At 64.0% G+C, this 16,072-nt stretch carries 16 protein-coding genes and 1 tRNA gene; 9 read left to right on the top strand and 8 right to left on the bottom strand.

From position 1 onward, the window contains the following. Window positions 1–5 precede the first annotated feature (5 nt). Entirely contained in the window at window positions 6–857 is an 852-nt protein-coding gene (locus K0B96_RS06095) for an EamA family transporter (RefSeq protein WP_220164993.1), read from the top strand. Here the strand turns inward: K0B96_RS06095 and K0B96_RS06090 are convergent. Genes K0B96_RS06090 through trpD form a run of 3 tightly spaced genes read right to left on the bottom strand, consistent with a single transcriptional unit; the run spans window position 845 to window position 4,641 of the window. After that, on the bottom strand, window positions 845–2,236 hold the full coding sequence (locus K0B96_RS06090; protein ID WP_220164991.1) for a tetratricopeptide repeat protein: 1,392 nt from the start codon (window positions 2,234–2,236) through the stop codon (window positions 845–847). The genes K0B96_RS06095 and K0B96_RS06090 overlap by 13 nt on opposite strands. A 39-nt stretch (window positions 2,237–2,275) precedes the next feature. Next, window positions 2,276–3,601, bottom strand: coding sequence for a phosphoglucosamine mutase (gene glmM / locus K0B96_RS06085; protein ID WP_220164989.1), 1,326 nt, complete (start codon window positions 3,599–3,601; stop codon window positions 2,276–2,278). Then, window positions 3,598–4,641 carry an anthranilate phosphoribosyltransferase gene (gene trpD, locus K0B96_RS06080; RefSeq protein ID WP_220164987.1) on the bottom strand — a complete coding sequence of 348 codons (1,044 nt, stop codon included), beginning with the start codon at window positions 4,639–4,641 and terminating at the stop codon, window positions 3,598–3,600. Before trpD ends, glmM begins: the two co-directional genes overlap by 4 nt. 58 nt (window positions 4,642–4,699) lie before the next feature. Between trpD and K0B96_RS06075 the strand changes: the two genes are divergently transcribed. The 7 genes from K0B96_RS06075 to rpe all read left to right on the top strand — a co-directional run bounded on the left by K0B96_RS06075 (window position 4,700) and on the right by rpe (window position 10,492). Beyond that, window positions 4,700–5,749, top strand: a complete 1,050-nt coding sequence (locus tag K0B96_RS06075) for an undecaprenyl-diphosphate phosphatase (protein ID WP_220164985.1) — start codon at window positions 4,700–4,702, stop codon at window positions 5,747–5,749. Between the two features lie 117 nt (window positions 5,750–5,866). Further along, window positions 5,867–6,043 (top strand): 50S ribosomal protein L32, encoded by a 177-nt coding sequence (rpmF, locus tag K0B96_RS06070; RefSeq protein ID WP_220164983.1) that lies wholly within the window; start codon window positions 5,867–5,869, stop codon window positions 6,041–6,043. 28 nt (window positions 6,044–6,071) lie between these two features. Further along, window positions 6,072–7,127: a phosphate acyltransferase PlsX gene (plsX, locus tag K0B96_RS06065; RefSeq protein WP_220164981.1), complete on the top strand. Its 1,056-nt coding sequence runs from the start codon at window positions 6,072–6,074 to the stop codon at window positions 7,125–7,127. Window positions 7,128–7,163: 36 nt separating this feature from the next. After that, window positions 7,164–8,156: a beta-ketoacyl-ACP synthase III gene (locus K0B96_RS06060; protein WP_220164979.1), complete on the top strand. Its 993-nt coding sequence runs from the start codon at window positions 7,164–7,166 to the stop codon at window positions 8,154–8,156. 14 nt (window positions 8,157–8,170) lie between these two features. Then, entirely contained in the window at window positions 8,171–9,214 is a 1,044-nt protein-coding gene (gene bamD / locus K0B96_RS06055; protein WP_220164977.1) for an outer membrane protein assembly factor BamD, read from the top strand. Window positions 9,215–9,281: 67 nt separating this feature from the next. Next, the gene (gene lptE / locus K0B96_RS06050; RefSeq protein ID WP_220164975.1) at window positions 9,282–9,824 is read left to right on the top strand and encodes an LPS assembly lipoprotein LptE; all 543 of its coding nucleotides are present in this window, start codon (window positions 9,282–9,284) and stop codon (window positions 9,822–9,824) included. An 11-nt stretch (window positions 9,825–9,835) separates the two neighbouring features. Then, entirely contained in the window at window positions 9,836–10,492 is a 657-nt protein-coding gene (rpe, locus tag K0B96_RS06045) for a ribulose-phosphate 3-epimerase (RefSeq protein WP_220164973.1), read from the top strand. A 12-nt stretch (window positions 10,493–10,504) separates the two neighbouring features. On the opposite strand, the gene K0B96_RS06040 is transcribed toward rpe, so the two are convergent. Both K0B96_RS06040 and K0B96_RS06035 read right to left on the bottom strand, forming a co-directional pair. Continuing rightward, entirely contained in the window at window positions 10,505–12,121 is a 1,617-nt protein-coding gene (locus K0B96_RS06040; protein WP_220164971.1) for an ABC transporter substrate-binding protein, read from the bottom strand. A 34-nt stretch (window positions 12,122–12,155) separates the two neighbouring features. Further along, window positions 12,156–13,226, bottom strand: coding sequence for an ABC transporter ATP-binding protein (locus K0B96_RS06035; RefSeq protein ID WP_220164969.1), 1,071 nt, complete (start codon window positions 13,224–13,226; stop codon window positions 12,156–12,158). Window positions 13,227–13,351: 125 nt separating this feature from the next. Between K0B96_RS06035 and hpt the strand changes: the two genes are divergently transcribed. Further along, complete coding sequence (gene hpt, locus K0B96_RS06030) at window positions 13,352–13,927, top strand: hypoxanthine phosphoribosyltransferase (protein ID WP_220164967.1); 576 nt, start codon at window positions 13,352–13,354, stop codon at window positions 13,925–13,927. Between the two features lie 87 nt (window positions 13,928–14,014). Here the strand turns inward: hpt and K0B96_RS06025 are convergent. The 3 genes from K0B96_RS06025 to K0B96_RS06015 all read right to left on the bottom strand — a co-directional run bounded on the left by K0B96_RS06025 (window position 14,015) and on the right by K0B96_RS06015 (window position 16,059). Beyond that, window positions 14,015–14,089: transfer RNA gene (locus K0B96_RS06025), tRNA-Arg, on the bottom strand. 75 nt (window positions 14,090–14,164) lie between these two features. Further along, window positions 14,165–15,562, bottom strand: coding sequence for a dihydrolipoyl dehydrogenase (gene lpdA, locus K0B96_RS06020; RefSeq protein ID WP_220164965.1), 1,398 nt, complete (start codon window positions 15,560–15,562; stop codon window positions 14,165–14,167). An 80-nt stretch (window positions 15,563–15,642) separates the two neighbouring features. Next, window positions 15,643–16,059, bottom strand: coding sequence for a phage holin family protein (locus tag K0B96_RS06015; RefSeq protein WP_220164963.1), 417 nt, complete (start codon window positions 16,057–16,059; stop codon window positions 15,643–15,645). Between the last annotated feature and the right edge of the window lie 13 nt (window positions 16,060–16,072).

Below are 16,072 nucleotides of genomic sequence, written 5' to 3'. Positions count from 1 at the left end.
TCCGCATGCTGCTGCTGGTTCTCGTTTCGCTCATCTGGGCGTTTTCTCCCGGCCTGACCAAGGGCCTCGTCACCGGCGTCGATCCGGCCTTCGTCGCCTTCGCCCGGCTGGCCCTCGCGTTTCTGGTTTTCCTGCCGTTTTTCCGCTGGCGTGGCCTCCACCTTCGCACGGCGGCCGTCCTCTTCGCGATCGGCGCGATTCAGTTCGGAGCGATGTATCTCGCCTACAACGAAAGCCTCCGCCACCTGCCATCGCACGAAGTGGCGCTGTTCACCCTGACCACGCCTCTGTTTGTCACCCTGCTCGCCGACGCGCTGGATCGCACGTTTCGGCCGCGCGCGCTCCTCGCCGCCCTCATCGCCGTCGGCGGCGCGGTGGTCATCATCTTAAAATCTCCCGCGCTTTCGCCCACCCTCCTGGGCGTCGCCCTCGTGCAACTCGCCAACCTCGCGTTCGCCATCGGGCAGGTCTGGTATCGCCACCTCCGCCGCCATGCGCCCGCGTGGACCGATCGCTCGGCCTTCGCCTTGGTTTATCTCGGGGCCGCGACGCTTCCGCTCATCGCGTGCTTCACCCATTCCGTGACGGTCACGCTCACGGGCGCATCTTTACTCACGTTGCTTTATCTTGGCGTGATCGCCTCGGGTATCGCGTTTTTCCTCTGGAACAAGGGCGCCACCCACGTCAGCGCCGGCACGCTCGCCGTCATGAACAACGCCAAAATCCCGCTCATGGTCGCAGCGTCGCTCCTCTTCTTCCACGAGTCTGCCGACTGGCCGCGGTTGCTCCTCGGCGGCGCCTTGATGGCCTTCGCGGTCTGGCTCGCCGAACGCCGCCCGTCTGCTCAGTTCGCGTAGTAGGCGTTGATCTTGTCGAGCACGTCGCGAAAGCCGATGTCCTCGCTGTAAATCGCTTTAAACTCCGCCATCGCCTCCTCGCGCTTGCCCATCGCCTCGAGCGCCGTCCCGAGTTCGTAGAGCACCGCTTTCTTCTGCTCGCTCATCTCTCCCAACTCCGCCTTCGCGAGCGTGAGTTGTGCCACCGCCAGATCGTGAAGTTTCTTCGCCGCGAATCCTTTCCCCAACCCGGTCAACGCCGCCACGCGCGTCGCGGGATTTTTCGCGGCCTGCTGAAACTGCGCGATCGCCGCATCCACGCGCCCCGCGGCGAGCAGCATTTCTCCCAACTCCTGGCGCGCTGCGAGGTCGTTCGGATAACGCTCCACCAACGCCTGCGCTGCGCTCAACCGAAACGCCTGCAATTCCGCCTGCGCCGCCGCCAGCTCACCGTCCGCGCCTCCCTCCGGCGCTCCCGTCTCCGCCGCCGCCGCGGCCCGCTGCACCCGCACTTCCAGCGCCTTCGTGCGCAGCTCCGTCGCCTCTTTCGCCAGCCCCGCATCACCCTGCCCCCCCGGCAGCGCTTGCGCCCGCTCGATCCACGCCACCGCTTCGTCCAGTCGACCGAGCTGACGCAACCCGCCGACCACCGCGCGCACATGATTCACGTTACCCGGCTCCGCGGCGACGCGTGCCTGCGCTTCCTCGAGAAGTCGTTCAGTCATGTCCGCCGACGTCACGTGTTTCGCCGCCTGCTCGAGCGACACGGCCGCGGCTTCGTCTTTCAACTTCGTCCGAAACCCCTCTCCTGATTCCCATTTCCCTTTGGTCATCGTCTGCGCAATCGAGGCCGTGCGCATCAGCTTCTGCGCCGCCGCATCGACCGGCCGCGTCCGCAATACCTCGTCCGCCAGCCGCAACGCTTCCTGCGGCCGGCCCCAGGCGAGCCACGCTTCGCCGAGCGCGATGAGATTCGCCGCATCTCCCGGCGTGATCTCCCGCACCGCTTCGAGTGCGAACACCACGGTTTCCGGCCAGCCCAGCGCTTCCGCCGCCGCCGCGAGTTGTTTCAACGCGCCCACATTGCCCGGATCGCCCGCCAGCGCCTTCTCCGCCGCGGCAAACGCCTGCGCTGGATCCTTGCCGCTCGCGCCGAAAAGAAATGGCGCCACCGTCACGCGCCCGAACGCCCGCGAAAACATTCCGCCGCGCCCCGGCGCCTGCTTCAGTTGCGCGGCGCGCTGCAACCGCCGCACCGCCACGCACCCGGGCGCCGTCTTCAAGATCTGCCCGGTCATCTCCAGCACGTAGTCGAGATTACCGCGCTCGAGGGCGACGCGGGCATTATCCGCGAGCTTTTGCTGCCGCGCATCGAGCGCAGAAACGGGCGTATCGGGCATGGCCTCGCAGGCAAATCGCCCCACCGGCGCCGGTCAACGCTAGAGCACGACGAGGTCCGCGCGCGCGCCCGCTTCCAGCGCCGCCAACCCCGCGCGCACCGTCGCTTCATCCGGACCTTCCACGAGCAAACGCAATTTCGCCTCCGTGCCGGAATAGCGCACGAGCAAACGCCCGCGTTCGCCCAGTTGCTTTTCCAACGTGGCGATCGCCTGCGACAGCGCAGGCAAAGTCTCCAAAGGTTTCTTTTCCTGCACGCGCAACGCCGCCGTCCGCTGCGGAAACTTCCGCAACACCCGGCGCAAATCCGACAATCGCCGCCCCGTCGCGATCATCACTTCGACGATTTTCAATGCCGCCACCAAGCCATCGCCCGTCGGCGACGTGTCGGAGCAAATGATGTGCCCGCTCGATTCGCCGCCGAGGTTGGAACCTTCCGCGCGCATGCGCTCGATCACATAGCGATCACCGACCGGCGTGCGCACCGCGCGGCCGCCCGCCGCCATGATCGCCGCATCCACGCCAAGATTGCTCTGCACCGTCACCACGAGAGTGCGCGCGGCGAGGCCGCGGCACGCAAGCATGTCGGTCGCGAGGATCGCCAGGATTTCATCGCCGTCCAAAATCTGGCCCCGCTCATCGCACAGCACGCAACGATCGCCATCCCCATCGTGCGCGATGCCGATGCGCGCCCCCGTCTCGGTCACGCGGGCCGCCAGCTGCTCCGGATGTTCACTGCCCACCTGCGCGTTGATGTTGTGCCCATCGGGCTCACCGCCGATCGCCGTCACTTTGGCCCCGAGCGCCCGCAACACCGCCGCGCTTGTGCCACACGTTGCGCCGTTGGCCGTATCGAGCACGATCGACCATCCGGCCAGCGAACCTCGCGGCAGCAAATCGGTCGCCGCCGCCACATAGCCCTTCACCGCGTCGATCGGCGCACAATCCACCGTCAACGCTTCCCCGGCTTCCGCCGGCAGTTGTTGCTCGATCGCCACTTCGTCCGCGTCCGTCAACTTTACGCCGCCCGGACCGAAGAACTTGATGCCATTGTCCTCCGCCGGATTGTGCGAAGCCGTGATGACGACGCCCAACGGCGCTCGCCGCATACGCACCGCCCGCGCCACCGCCGGTGTGGGCGCAACGCCGAGATCCGCGGGCGTCATGCCGCCCGCGCGCAGGCCCGCCGCGACCGCGCGCAACAACTTTTCGCCCGACGCCCGTGTGTCGCGCCCCAGCAGCGCCTCGCCGCTCCGCCCCGCCCATTGCGCGGCGGCAAATCCCAATCGCCAGGCAAACACTTCGTTGACGACTGGACCGCCATACGGCCCCCGCACCCCATCGGTCCCAAAAAATTGCCGTTTCATGAAAGATAAAACTCCCGTGTCGCCGCCAGCTTCGCCTCCACCGCGCCCCCCAGCAAAAGGCTCCGCGCGAGCTCCACGCCCGCTTCCACCGATGACACGCGCTGCGCGACAAACAACGCCACCGCGGCGTTCAGCACAATCGTGTCTTCGAGGCTCGCCGGCCCGCGCCCCGCGAGCAACGCCCGGAAAATCGCCAGATTATCCTGCACGTCGCCTCCGAGCAGATGGTCCCACGTGCCCGCGGCCAGCCCGAATTTTCCCCGCTCCCACCGCCCACCCCAGCCCCGCAACCGGCCACTGCCCGCCACATGGTTGACCGTCACCGACGTCAACTCGTCGACCCCGCGACCCGGCTCGATTTCACCATGCACCACCGCGGCCGCGGCCAGCCCGATGCGCTCGAGCGCGCCCGCCAAAGGTTGCACCCACGACGCGGCAAATACGCCGAGCAACTGGTGCGCCGGCCGCGCCGGGTTGATCAGCGGCCCGAGAAGATTGAAAATCGTGCGCTGCCCCCGCGTCGCCAACGTCCGCCGCACGCCGGCCACCTGCTTGAACGCCGGATGATACGCGGGCGCGAAAAAGAAACACAGCCCCAACTCCGCCAAGGCGCGCCGTTGCACCGCGGCCGGCGCATCGATTTTCACCCCCAGCGCCTCCAGAAAATCCGCGCTGCCGCACTTCGAGGTGATCGAACGATTCCCATGCTTCAGCACGGGCACCCCCGCCGCCGCCACGACAAACAACGTCGCCGTCGAAATATTAAACGTGCCCGTGCGGTCGCCGCCGGTGCCCACGACATCGATGCCGCGGACGGCCCATTCGCTGACCTGCGGGTCGATCGCCCGATCGCGAAAGGCGCGCGCGAATGCCGCCACTTCGCCCGGCGTCTCGCCCTTGTGCGCCAGCGCCGTCAGGAATTCCGCCTTCGGTTCGTCCCCCACGTCCGCCGACGCCAGCGCATTGGCCGCCGCCTCGATCTCTTGGTCCTCCAAATCGATTCGCTGATGCAGGCGGGCGGTGAGCGCGGCGAGTTCCATGGGCGTAGCGGGTGAAGGAGCCGAAGCGTTTGCACTGGCGCAAATAAAATTGCGCCTCATGGCCAAAGCTGAAACCCACACGACCGTGCGCCGTTTCCTCTTCGCTCTCTTTTTTCTCAGCGTCATCGCTGCCGCCCGCGCGGCCACTCCCGCCCCGGCCACTTCTGCTCAACGCGGTCCCGCCGTCCCGGCCTCCGCCGCTGCGGCCGAACTCAGCGCGGGCGATGCCGTCATTCTCGGCGTGATCGAGGGCGTCACCGAATTCCTCCCGATCTCCTCGACCGGCCATCTCATTATTGCCACCCACGCTCTCCATCTCGATTCAGAACACCCGTTGCGCGATGCGGCCGGCCAGCCGCTCTGGCACAAGAAACCTTCCGTCAAGGATCCCGCGGGCGTGCCGCTCACGCTCAAACTCGCCGCCGACACCTACACGGTCGTCATCCAAGCCGGCGCGATTATCGCGGTCGTCCTGCTCTATTGGCGCCCCATCCTTTCGGTCTTCAGCGGATTGCTCGGCCGCGATCCGGCGGGCCTGCGCCTTTTTCGCAATCTCGTCTGCGCGTTCGTCCCCGTCGCCATCATCGGCCTGGCGCTCAACCATTGGATCGACGTCCATCTCTTCTCCGTCGGCGCCGTCATCGCCGCCCAAATCGCCGGCGCCATCCTGATGCTCGTGATCGAGGCTTGGCGGCGCCGCCAGCCCGCGCATCCGGAGCGCGAACCCGTCGATTTGACGCCGCGTCAGGCAACCGGCATCGGTTTCATGCAATGCCTCGCACTGTGGCCCGGCACGAGCCGCTCGATGGTGACGATCGTCGGCGGCTATCTGGCCGGTCTCAGTCCCGCTCGCGCCGCGGAGTTCAGTTTTCTCGTCGGCCTGCCCGTGCTCACCGGCGCCGCGTTCGTGAAAGGCGCCAAATCCGGAGCCGCGATGATTCAAGTTTTCGGCTGGTCCCACGTCCTCCTCGGCATCGCCGTCGCCGCCGTCGCCGCGGCGATCGCGGTGAAGTTCCTCGTCTCTTTTCTCTCCCGCCACGGCCTCGCTGTTTTTGCCTATTATCGCATCGCCCTGGCCTTGGTCCTGGCGTGGTTTTCGCTCCGTTGAAAGCCCGCTTGGTTCCGCGCTTGACGCCCCGGAACGCGACCTTTTACTCCTTCCCCTTTCACTCTCAACATTCGCCTCCTTCCCGGCGGCGCCTCAATCCTTTAACTCGCACTCCTCATGGCCAATCCGAAACGCAAGCAGTCCAAGCGCCGCAGCGCCAACCGTCGCGCCGCCAACGCCTTTAAGGCCCCAGAATTCGCTAAAGATACCGACGGCGGTTTGATGCGCCCGCATCGCGTGAATCCCAAGACCGGCATGTATCGCGGCCGGCAAGTGCTCGACGTGGAGGTCTAAGCGCCCCCGCGGCGCATCCATCCCTGCGATGGTTACCTCTTCCGGCGTCTCCGGACGAATTGCCGTCGACGCCATGGGCGGCGACTTGGGTCCGGCCGAAGTCGTTGCAGCCGTCCAACTCGCCCTCGCCGAGTTCCCGGATCTCAATCCCATTACGCTGGTTGGCGACACCGCGGTGCTCACACCGCTGCTCGCCAGCGCCCAGCTCGCAAATTCGCCGCGCGCGTCCGTTTTCCACGCGTCGGAAGTCATCGCGATGGACGACAAGCCCCTCGCGGGCATCAAGCGCAAGAAAGACTCGTCGATGGTGCGCGCCATCGAGCTGGTTAAGAACGGCGAAGCCTGCGCCATCGTGAGTTGCGGCAACACCGGCGCACTCATGGCCGGCGGCACGTTGAAACTGCGTCCGATGGAGGGCATCGCCCGCCCTGCCCTCGCCGCCGTGATCCCGCGCGAAAACGGCCACTTTATCCTCATCGACGCCGGCGCCAATCCCGAGGCGCGTCCCGAGCATCTGGTGCACAACGCCATTCTCGGCAGCCACTATTGCCGCGTCATGCTCGGCATCGCCCGGCCCCGCGTCGGGCTCATGACGATCGGCACCGAGGAAGGTAAAGGCAACGCCCTCATCACCGAGACCAACGAGCTGCTGCGCCGCGTCGACGATATCATCAATTACGCCGGTCCGATTGAAGGGTTCCAAGTGTTCACCGACCATGTCGACGTCGTCGTCTGCGACGGCTTCGTCGGCAACATCATGCTCAAGAGCTGGGAGTCGCTCGTGAATTTCTTCAAATCGATGCTGAAGGAAGAACTCAGCGCCAACCCTCTCCGCAAAGCCGGCGCTCTCCTCTCCAAAGGCGCGTTCAACTCGTTCAAGGAACGCATCAACCCCGAACGCTACGGCGGCGCCCCCCTCCTCGGCCTCCGCGGCACGATCCTCAAGGCTCACGGCTCCAGCAACCGCTACGCCCTCAAAAGCGCCATTCGCGCCGCCGGTGAAGTCATCAAGGCGGACATGAATCACCTCATCGAGGCTGACATCACGCGCGCCAACGCCCGGCTGGAGCAACCAGCCGCCTGATTCGTCCTTCGCGCCCGGTTCGGGGCGCTCCTCTTCATGGCTCAACCCTCCACCGTCATCCTGGGAACCGGTTCTTACGCCCCGTCCCGCGTCCTCACGAATGCCGAGCTGTCCAAGATGGTCGACACCTCCGATGAGTGGATCACCACGCGCAGTGGCATCCGCGAACGCCGCATCGCCGCCCCGGGCGAACACACCTCCGACATGGCCGTTCACGCCGCCCGCGCGGCGCTCGCCGACGCCCAGGTTTCAGCCGACGAGATCGACCTGCTGATTGTCGCCACCGTCACCGCCGACATGGCGCTGCCCGCGGCCTCCTGCATCATCCAGCATAAGCTCGGCCTGCGCACCACCACCGCCTGCTTCGACCTCAACGCCGCCTGCTCCGGCTTCGTCTATGCCCTCGACACGGGGTGCGCCATGCTCACCTCCGGGCGTTACCACAAGGCACTCATCATCGGCGTCGAAAAACTCTCCTCCGTTGTCGATTGGACCGACCGCAGTACCTGCGTCCTCTTCGGCGATGGCGCAGGCGCGGCCGTGATCGGCTTGTCCGACACGCCCGGCATCGGTTTGATCGGCACCCGCCTCGGCGCCTACGGCGATGGCGTGGATCTCCTTAACATTCCCAAAGGCGGCAGTTCCCACCCCGCGACCGCGGAATCCATCGCCAATCGCGAGCACTTCCTGCGCATGAAAGGAAAGGAAGTTTTCAAGCGCGCCGTCTTCGCGATGGAACGCGCCTCCCGGGAAATACTGGAACAACACAAAATCCACGCTGATCACATCGCCTGCGTGATTCCTCATCAGGCCAACCTGCGCATCATCGACGCCATCGCCCAATACCTCGAACTGCCCATCGAGCGCTTTTACGTGAACGTCGACCGCTACGGTAACACCTCTTCCGCTTCGATTCCCATCGCCCTCGACGAAGCCCGTCGCGCCGGCCGGATCAAGTCCGGCGACCTCATCCTCCTCGTCGCATTTGGGGCGGGCTTGACCTATGGGGCAGCGCTGATTCGCTGGTGACTCTTTATTCGCACATGACGTTTGCCCTCGCGCTCCGCCGCATTCTTCCCGCGCTTCTTGCGGTTCTTCTGGTCGGCGTCCCGGCGCGAGTCAGCGCGGAGATCGTCTGGAATCCGCAGACTGGTTGGAGCCTCGAAGGCGGCTCCTTGTCCGGGCTTGCCGGCCCCGAAGCGCGCAATGCCCTTGAGTTGATGAACAACGCCCGCCGCGCCGAGGACCGCGGCAGCGCGGGATCCGCGATCGGTTCCTACAGCAAGGTCGCCAAGAAATATCCCAACTCCATTTACGCGCCGGAAGCCCTCTTTCGCGCCGCGCACCTCCGCCTCGGCCGCAAGGAATACTTCAAGGCCTTTGAGGCGTTCCAATCCCTCATCAGTCGCTACCCCAACACCCGGCGCTTCAACGAAATCATCGGCGAACAATACCGCATCGCCGCCCGCCTCCTCGACGGCGCCCGCAATCACTATTGGGGCATTATCCCTGGCTTCACCGCCCGCTCCAAAGGCATCGAGTATTTCGAAATCCTCCTCGTCGACGCTCCTTACAGCGATTACGCGCCTCTCGCGTTGATGAGCATCGCCCGCGCCCATCAAAGATTGGGCAACATCGAAGAGGCGATCGACGCCCTCGACCGCCTGATCAACAACTATCCCCAGAGTCTCCTCGCACCCGACGCCTACCTGAACATCGCGAAAGAACACGCCAGTTTGGTGCAGGGCCCGGAATACGACCAAGGCTCCACCAAGGAATCCATCACCTATTTCGAGGACTTTCTTATCCTCTTCCCCAGCGATGCCGACGTGCCTGAATCCGAAGCTGGCCTCAACCGGATGAAGACGATGCTCGCGGAAAGTAAGATGAAGATGGGTGATTTCTACTTCTACAAACGCGACAACTACACGGCCGCTCGCGTCTTCTACAACGAAGCCATCACCGCTTTCCCGGATTCCGATGTCGCCCGCCGCGCGAAGGTTCGCCTTACGCAGGTTGAAGCCAAGGCCGCCGGCAAACCCGTCCCCGGCGAATCGCACAAGAAGAAACGTTTCTGGTTATTCTGATACCGTCCCCCCGCCGCGGTATTTTGGTTTGTCACTCGGGCCGGCGCGACGTCCATTGAGGTCACGCATGCGAGCTTCCTTCTGCCTCAGGTTCTTCGTCTCCCTTGCCTCGTGTTCGCTCTTGGGCCTGATCGGCCTCACAAGCTTCTCCGGCTGCTCGCACTATCAGCTCGGCACCTCCGGCCATCTGGCTTGGAACACCATTTACGTCGCGCCGGTGCAGACAAAGGCCCTCATCCCCCAGTCGCAGGCCATTCTGACCACCCAGATTCGCACCGCCCTCGCCAACGACGGCCGGGTCTCGCTCGCCAATGCCGCCGCGGATGCGGACGTCACCCTCACGGTCACGATCGTCAACTACCAACGTGAAGTCGCCACAGTGCGGACCGGCGACACCGGCCTAGCCCGCTCGTTTACCGTCACGCTCAGTGTCGTCGCCACCTTGCGCGACAACCACACCGGCAAACTCCTCTTCGAGAAACGCCCGATTCAGGCGCAGCGCGATGTCTTCACCGATAGCGGCCTGGAACAATCCGAATACCAGATGCTCCCGATCTTGGCGGAACTGATCTCCGGTAAGGTCGCGCACGCCGTACTCGACGTCTGGTAACTGTTTCGCCGATGCATCCCCCGCTGCTCTCCCCTTCACTTCTCGCTGGCGATCACGCTCACCTCGCCGCCAGCGCACGCATCCCGGCGAACTTGGGCCTGCGATGGCTCCATGTTGATATCATGGATGCTCACTTCGTGCCCAACCTCACATTTGGCCCCGGCACGGTCGCCGCGCTGCGTGCGGCAGGCGCCACTCAATTTTTCGACACGCATCTGATGCTCGATGAGCCGCACCGTTACGTGGAGGCGTTTGCCACTGCCGGTGCCAGCTCGATCAGCATCCACATTGAGCCCGCCTACGATCATCAGGCAACCCTCGCCCGGATTCGGGCGCTCGGCTGCCAATGCGGCATCGTGCTCAATCCCGATACGCCGGCCACCGCCGTGGAACACCTCCTGCCGCATGTCGACTTGGTGTTGGTCATGACCGTGCAGCCCGGCTTCGGCGGACAGTCTTTCCGTCGCGATACCCTCGCCAAAATGCGCACGCTCGCCGACTGGCGCGCCGCGCGCGGCTTTCGCTGGCGCCTCGAGGTCGACGGCGGCATCGACCTCACGACCGCCCCCGAGTGCCGGGCGCATGGCGCCGATACCTTTGTCGCCGGCACCGCCTTTTTCGCCGCGCCGGACAAAGCCGCGTTCGCCGACGCGATTGCGCGCCTGTAGGCGCGCGGCGCGTCAGCGTCCTTGCGCGATCGCTTTCGCCCGCGCGTAGTTTTTGCGAAACGCGTCGCCGAGTTCGTTGGCCTCGCGCACTTCCTCGACCTTGTCCTTCGCCGAGAGCGCCTGCTTGATCGCGCCATTCGCCTGCGCATAGGTCACCGCGCTCATGTCCTGCAGCACCGCCAACGCCTGCGCTTTCCGCGGCTCTGGCGCCGCGATGATCGCACGCCACGCATCCGCGAGTTCGCCATGCGTGTCCTGACACATCACGCGCACAATAAACGCCATCTCGCGAAATAGCCCCCCGGTCCACGCGGGCCGGTAAATGAGCTGGTCGGTGGCATCGAATGGCGAGGCCTCGGGATCGCTGCGCCACTGCAGCCAGTCCTCGTGCTGGTAAAAATCCTTGCGCACCGGCAGCCGGCGCAACGCGAACCGCTCCGGCCCACCCGGCGTGCCCGGTTTGAAATTCCAAAGTTTCTGTCCGTCCATCGACATCACAAATTCAATAAACGCCTCGGCGACCGCGCGGTGTTTCGCCCCGCGCAGCAACGCGATCGGATCCACTGAGCTCACCGTGCCGCCGACAGGCGCGACAAAACCCACGCGATCCGAGGCACCGCGCCGCTCCACCGCTTCCGCTTGCTGCCGACCGTAGAAATCGATGCACAACCCAATCGCACAGTTGCCCATCGCCACATCGATCGGCGGCTTCTGCGACGTGTCGGTGAAATAGCGCGAATTCGCCCCGATGAGCTGCAGCAGTCTCATGCCGGCCTCCCAACCTTCTCGCACCGCCTGCGCTTCGCGCGTCTTGGTGTCGCCGGCCGGCTCGCTGCGTTCCAGTTGGCGCAACCGCCGCTGCATCTGCTGCTGGATGATGTTCTCGAACGCCTTCGCGATCGATCCGCTCTTCGTTGGATCCGCCAGCGCCACCTCGCCAAAGAAACGCGGATCCGCCGCTCCGGTCCACTGCGCCGGCGGCGTCGTGAACCCCAGTCGCTTCAACGCATCCCGGTTATAGATCATGCCGTAGGAACTGAGCACCGTGCCCAGCCAGAGCCCGTCTTTATCCCAGTATTCCTCGCCGGCATACTCCCGCGGAATCACGTCGTCGGTGAACCACTCCGGATGATGCTTTAAAACCCCCGACGCCACGAATCGCCCGGCCTGCGCCTGCTTGACGAAATCATACGTGCCGCCCCCAAAAAACACATCGATGCCGCAACTCGCCTCGGAGGTGAGAAACGTTGCCCGCGCTTCGCGCACGATCGCCGGCGTATCCGGGCCGAGCCGATGACTCTGAAACCCTGCTTGAATTTCCGTGCTCCACGGCTTCCCCATTTTTCCGGTCCAAAGATTTTGGAACGACGCAACGTATTCGCCTTCCAGAAAACGCGCGATCTCGCTCGTCCCACCGATGACGCGCCAGTCGATGAACACCGTCCGGCCCGTCCGCTTCTGATACCATTCGCGAAAGCCCCGTGCAAATTCGTGCCGGATCGCCTCGTTGTGCGGCGTGATGATCACCAACGTGTCATCCGCGGACATCGAAGCCGTTTGCTTTGGCCGCAGAAGAAAAGGCACCGCCACGGTCAGCGCCAGCGTCACGAGGATGAGGATCCGCTTCATCGCGCCCGAAAAGGACAGCCGTGCGCACCCACGGTCAATCGACCAGCACCACCACGTCCTCGGGCTCGACCGAGGCGAAGAATTCGCCCTGTGCCGCCCGCCCCAAATGGCGTGGGTTAAGTTCAAAAATTTTCAACCGCGTCGCGCCCACGAGAAACTCGTATTGCGCCACCTCGCCCAGGTAAACCGCCTCGCCGATGCGTCCGCGCAGGTTGTTTCTGGCCGCGGGTTCGCGCTGCAACGTCCAGCACTCGGGCCGGATCGACAACGTCACCGGCGCGCCCACGCCGGGATCGCTCGCCGGATCGCCCAGCACGCCTTCGAACCGCCCGATCGCCGTCTCCACCGTCGCCCGGCCACCAATCGCTCCCATGATCCGGCCCGCAATAAAATCCGTTTCTCCAATGAAATTCGCCACCGTCTTGCGCGCTGGCCGGCGATAAATCTCCCGCGGCGTCCCGACCTGCAAAATGTGCCCGTTTTCCAAAATCGCCATGCGATCGGAAATCGACAGCGCCTCCTTTTGGTCGTGCGTCACATAGACGGTCGTCAACTTGAACTCTTTGCACACGCGGCGGATTTCCATGCGCATGTCGAGGCGCAGTTTCGCGTCGAGATTCGAAAGCGGCTCATCCAGCAAGAGGCAACGCGGTCGAATCACCAACGCCCGCGCGAGCGCCACGCGCTGTTGCTGCCCGCCGGAAAGCTGGTTCGGACGCCGCTCCGCGTATTCACTCATGTGCACCGACTCCAGTGCATCGGCCACCCGGCGCTTGGTCTCTTCCTTGCTCACTTTTCGCTCCTCGAGCCCAAACGCCACGTTCTGCGCCACCGTCATGTGCGGCCACAACGCGTAGCTTTGAAACATCATGCCCGTGTTCCGCTTGTGGGGTGCGAGCCGCGTCACGTCCTCTTCGCCAAAAAGTATCCGCCCCTCTTCAGGAATGTAAAACCCCGCCATGCTCCGCAACAGCGTTGTCTTTCCGCATCCACTGGGACCGAGCAGAAAAAAAAGCTCTCCGGGTTCGATCGTCAGGCTCAGGTGGTGCAGCGCGGTCACCGCCCCAAATCGCTTGGTCAAGTTTTCGATGCGTATGGAAATCATGCCGCGGGCGTGAACAGTCGCCGAAGCAAGATTTCGCCTCTGGGCAAGTCAAAGGAATAAACCCGGGCGCGCCGCCCGGATCGAGTTGCCACGCTCCGCCGGGTTTGCCTAGCTGCGCCCACGCCATGTCCGCCCGCAAAACTCCTCCCGTCCACCCCGATCTGGAATCCGTGCTCTTCACGGAAATGCAGCTCAAACGGCGCGTGCGCGGTCTCGGTCGCGAGCTCAAAGAAATCTACGGCGCGGGCGAATTCACGATCATTTCCATCATCAACGGCGCGGTCATGTTCACCGCTGATTTGATGCGCGAAATCGACAACCCCGTGCGCCTCGACTGTGTGCGCATTTCGAGTTACGGCACCAAAACGAAATCCACCGGCGTGCCCCAGGTCGTCGCCAGCCTCACCCTCGACATCGCCAACCGCCACGTGCTGCTGATTGACGACATCCTCGACACCGGCAAGACGCTCCTCCTCGTCACCAATCTCGTCCGCAAGCTCAACCCCGCGAGCCTGCGCACCTGCGTGCTGCTGGACAAACAAGGGCGTCGCGAAGTGCCGATCGAAGCCGATCTGGTGGGGTTCAAGATTCCCGATAAGTTCGTGATCGGTTACGGTCTCGATTTCGCCGAACGCTACCGCAACCTCCCGTGCATCGGAGTCCTGAAACCGCAGCTCCAGAATCCCCCGGCTTGGGCCTAGGTCTGCCGCCGCGGCCATTCGAAGTCGCTTCCGCCGCACCCGAGTCTCGCCGCGCGTAGCGAAAAACGCTTGGGCCGAGGCGCGATTTGGTGCGAGCGCCGGGAGTCGAACCCGGATCAATGGCTTCGGAGGCCACTACACTATCCATTGTGCTACGCTCGCAAAAACGGCCGAATTGATGCGCGCCGCGTCCGCGGTGTCGAGTGGAAACCCTGCCGCGACCCGAGTCTCTGCGCTTCAGATATGAATCGCTTCGCCCAGCGTCGCCGCCGCCGCCTCCATCACTGCTTCGCTTAACGTCGGATGGGCGTGAATCGTCTGGTGGATTTCCTCGGCCGTCGCCTCCAGGTGAATCGCCAATCCGTATTCCGCGATCAACTCCGTCGCTTCGGAACCGATGATATGCGCGCCGTAGATTTCGCCTGATTTCGCGTCGGTGATCACTTTGACAAATCCCTCCGCTTCCGCCGACGCCACCGCTTTGCCAGACGCCGTGAAAGGGAATTTGCCCACCTTGTAGTCGAGGCCCTTTTCCTTCGCCGCCTTCTCCGTCAACCCGGTGCTGGCCACCTGCGGCTGACAATACGTGCACCCCGGGAAACTTTTCACGCGCTTCGCGGGCCCATGGCCAAACAATCCGTTCACCGCATTCACCGCTTCATAGGTGGCCACGTGGGCGAGCCAGGGAGGTCCGATGATGTCCCCCGCGGCGTAAATGCCCTTCACGCTGGTCTGGTAACTGTCGTCGACTTTCACGTAGTTGCGCTCGAGCTCCAGCTTCACTTTCGCCGAAAGCACGCTCTCCAGATTCGGCACCACGCCGATCGCCGACAGCACCACTTCCGCCTCGATCTCCTCGGTCTTGCCGTCCTTCACCAAGTTGACCTTCACCGCATCTTTCCCGACGCGGAAGTTTTCACACTTCGTGCCGGTGTGGACCGCGATGCCTTGCTTCTCGAACGCGCGGTGCAGCGTCTTCGCCACCTCCTCGTCTTCGACCGGCAGGATTTGCGGCAGCATTTCCACCAACGTCACTTTCGAGCCAAACGCGTTATAGAAATAGGCGAATTCCACTCCGATCGCCCCGGCGCCCACCACGATGATCGACTTGGGCAGCGTCTTCGCCGCCAGCGCCTCGCGTGAGGTCATCACCCGCACCCCATCCACCGCGAGATCCGGAATCCGCCGCATTTTGCAGCCCGTCGCGATGAGGATGTTTTTCGTTTTGAGAAACTTTCCTTTGTGCTCGCCCTCGGTGATTTCGACCATCCCGGCCACCGCGACCTGCGCGCGCCCCACGAAGTAGTCGACCTTGTTCTTACGAAAGAGAAATTCGACTCCCTTCGCCATCTGCCCCGCGACGCCCCGCGAACGCTCCATCACCTTGGCGAAATCAAAGCCCGCCTCCTTCACACTGAGGCCAAAGGTATCCGCCTTCTTGATCTTCTGAAAAAGCTCCGCGCTTTTGAGCAACGCCTTCGTCGGAATGCAGCCCCAGTTTAAACAGGTGCCGCCCGCGCGCTCCATTTCCACGCACGCGACGCGCTTGCCGAGCTGCCCGGCCCGGATGGCGCCCGCGTAACCCGCCGGACCGCCACCAATAACAACGAGATCGTATTCCGTAGATTCAGCCATGGTGTGAGTTGCGTCCACCGTCGCGGCGCCTTCCAGCACCGTCAAATTCAAACTCGCGGGCCGCCTGGCCCCGCGCCCGCTCAGATATCGATCACGTCGCCGCCATCATCCTTGCGCCGCGCCGGCGGCGGAGGCGCCGGTGGTCCCGGCCGCCGCGGGCTCGCCCGCAAGACACGGCTTAAGATGAAATTCGTAAAACTCACGATCAGCGAGCCGCCCACCGCCGACCAGAAGCCCTCCACATAAAACCCGCTCACCAGCGTCCCCACGAAGAGAAACAACAAGGCATTGATCAAAATCATGCCCAGACCCAACGTCATCACGATGAACGGCAACGTAAACAACACCAGCAGCGGCTTCAGGATCGCGTTGAAAAAACTCAGCAGCACCACGACCACGATCAGCGTCACGCCATCGGTATAGTGAATACCCGGCACCAGCTTCGCCGCGAGCACGACGCCAATTGCCAATACGAGCCAGCGAAGAAGAAGTTGCATGACGCTTGGATGA

It is taken from the genome of Horticoccus luteus, from assembly GCF_019464535.1.
Taxonomy (GTDB): domain Bacteria; phylum Verrucomicrobiota; class Verrucomicrobiia; order Opitutales; family Opitutaceae; genus Horticoccus; species Horticoccus luteus.
This window is presented reverse-complemented; position numbering and strand designations above follow the sequence as displayed.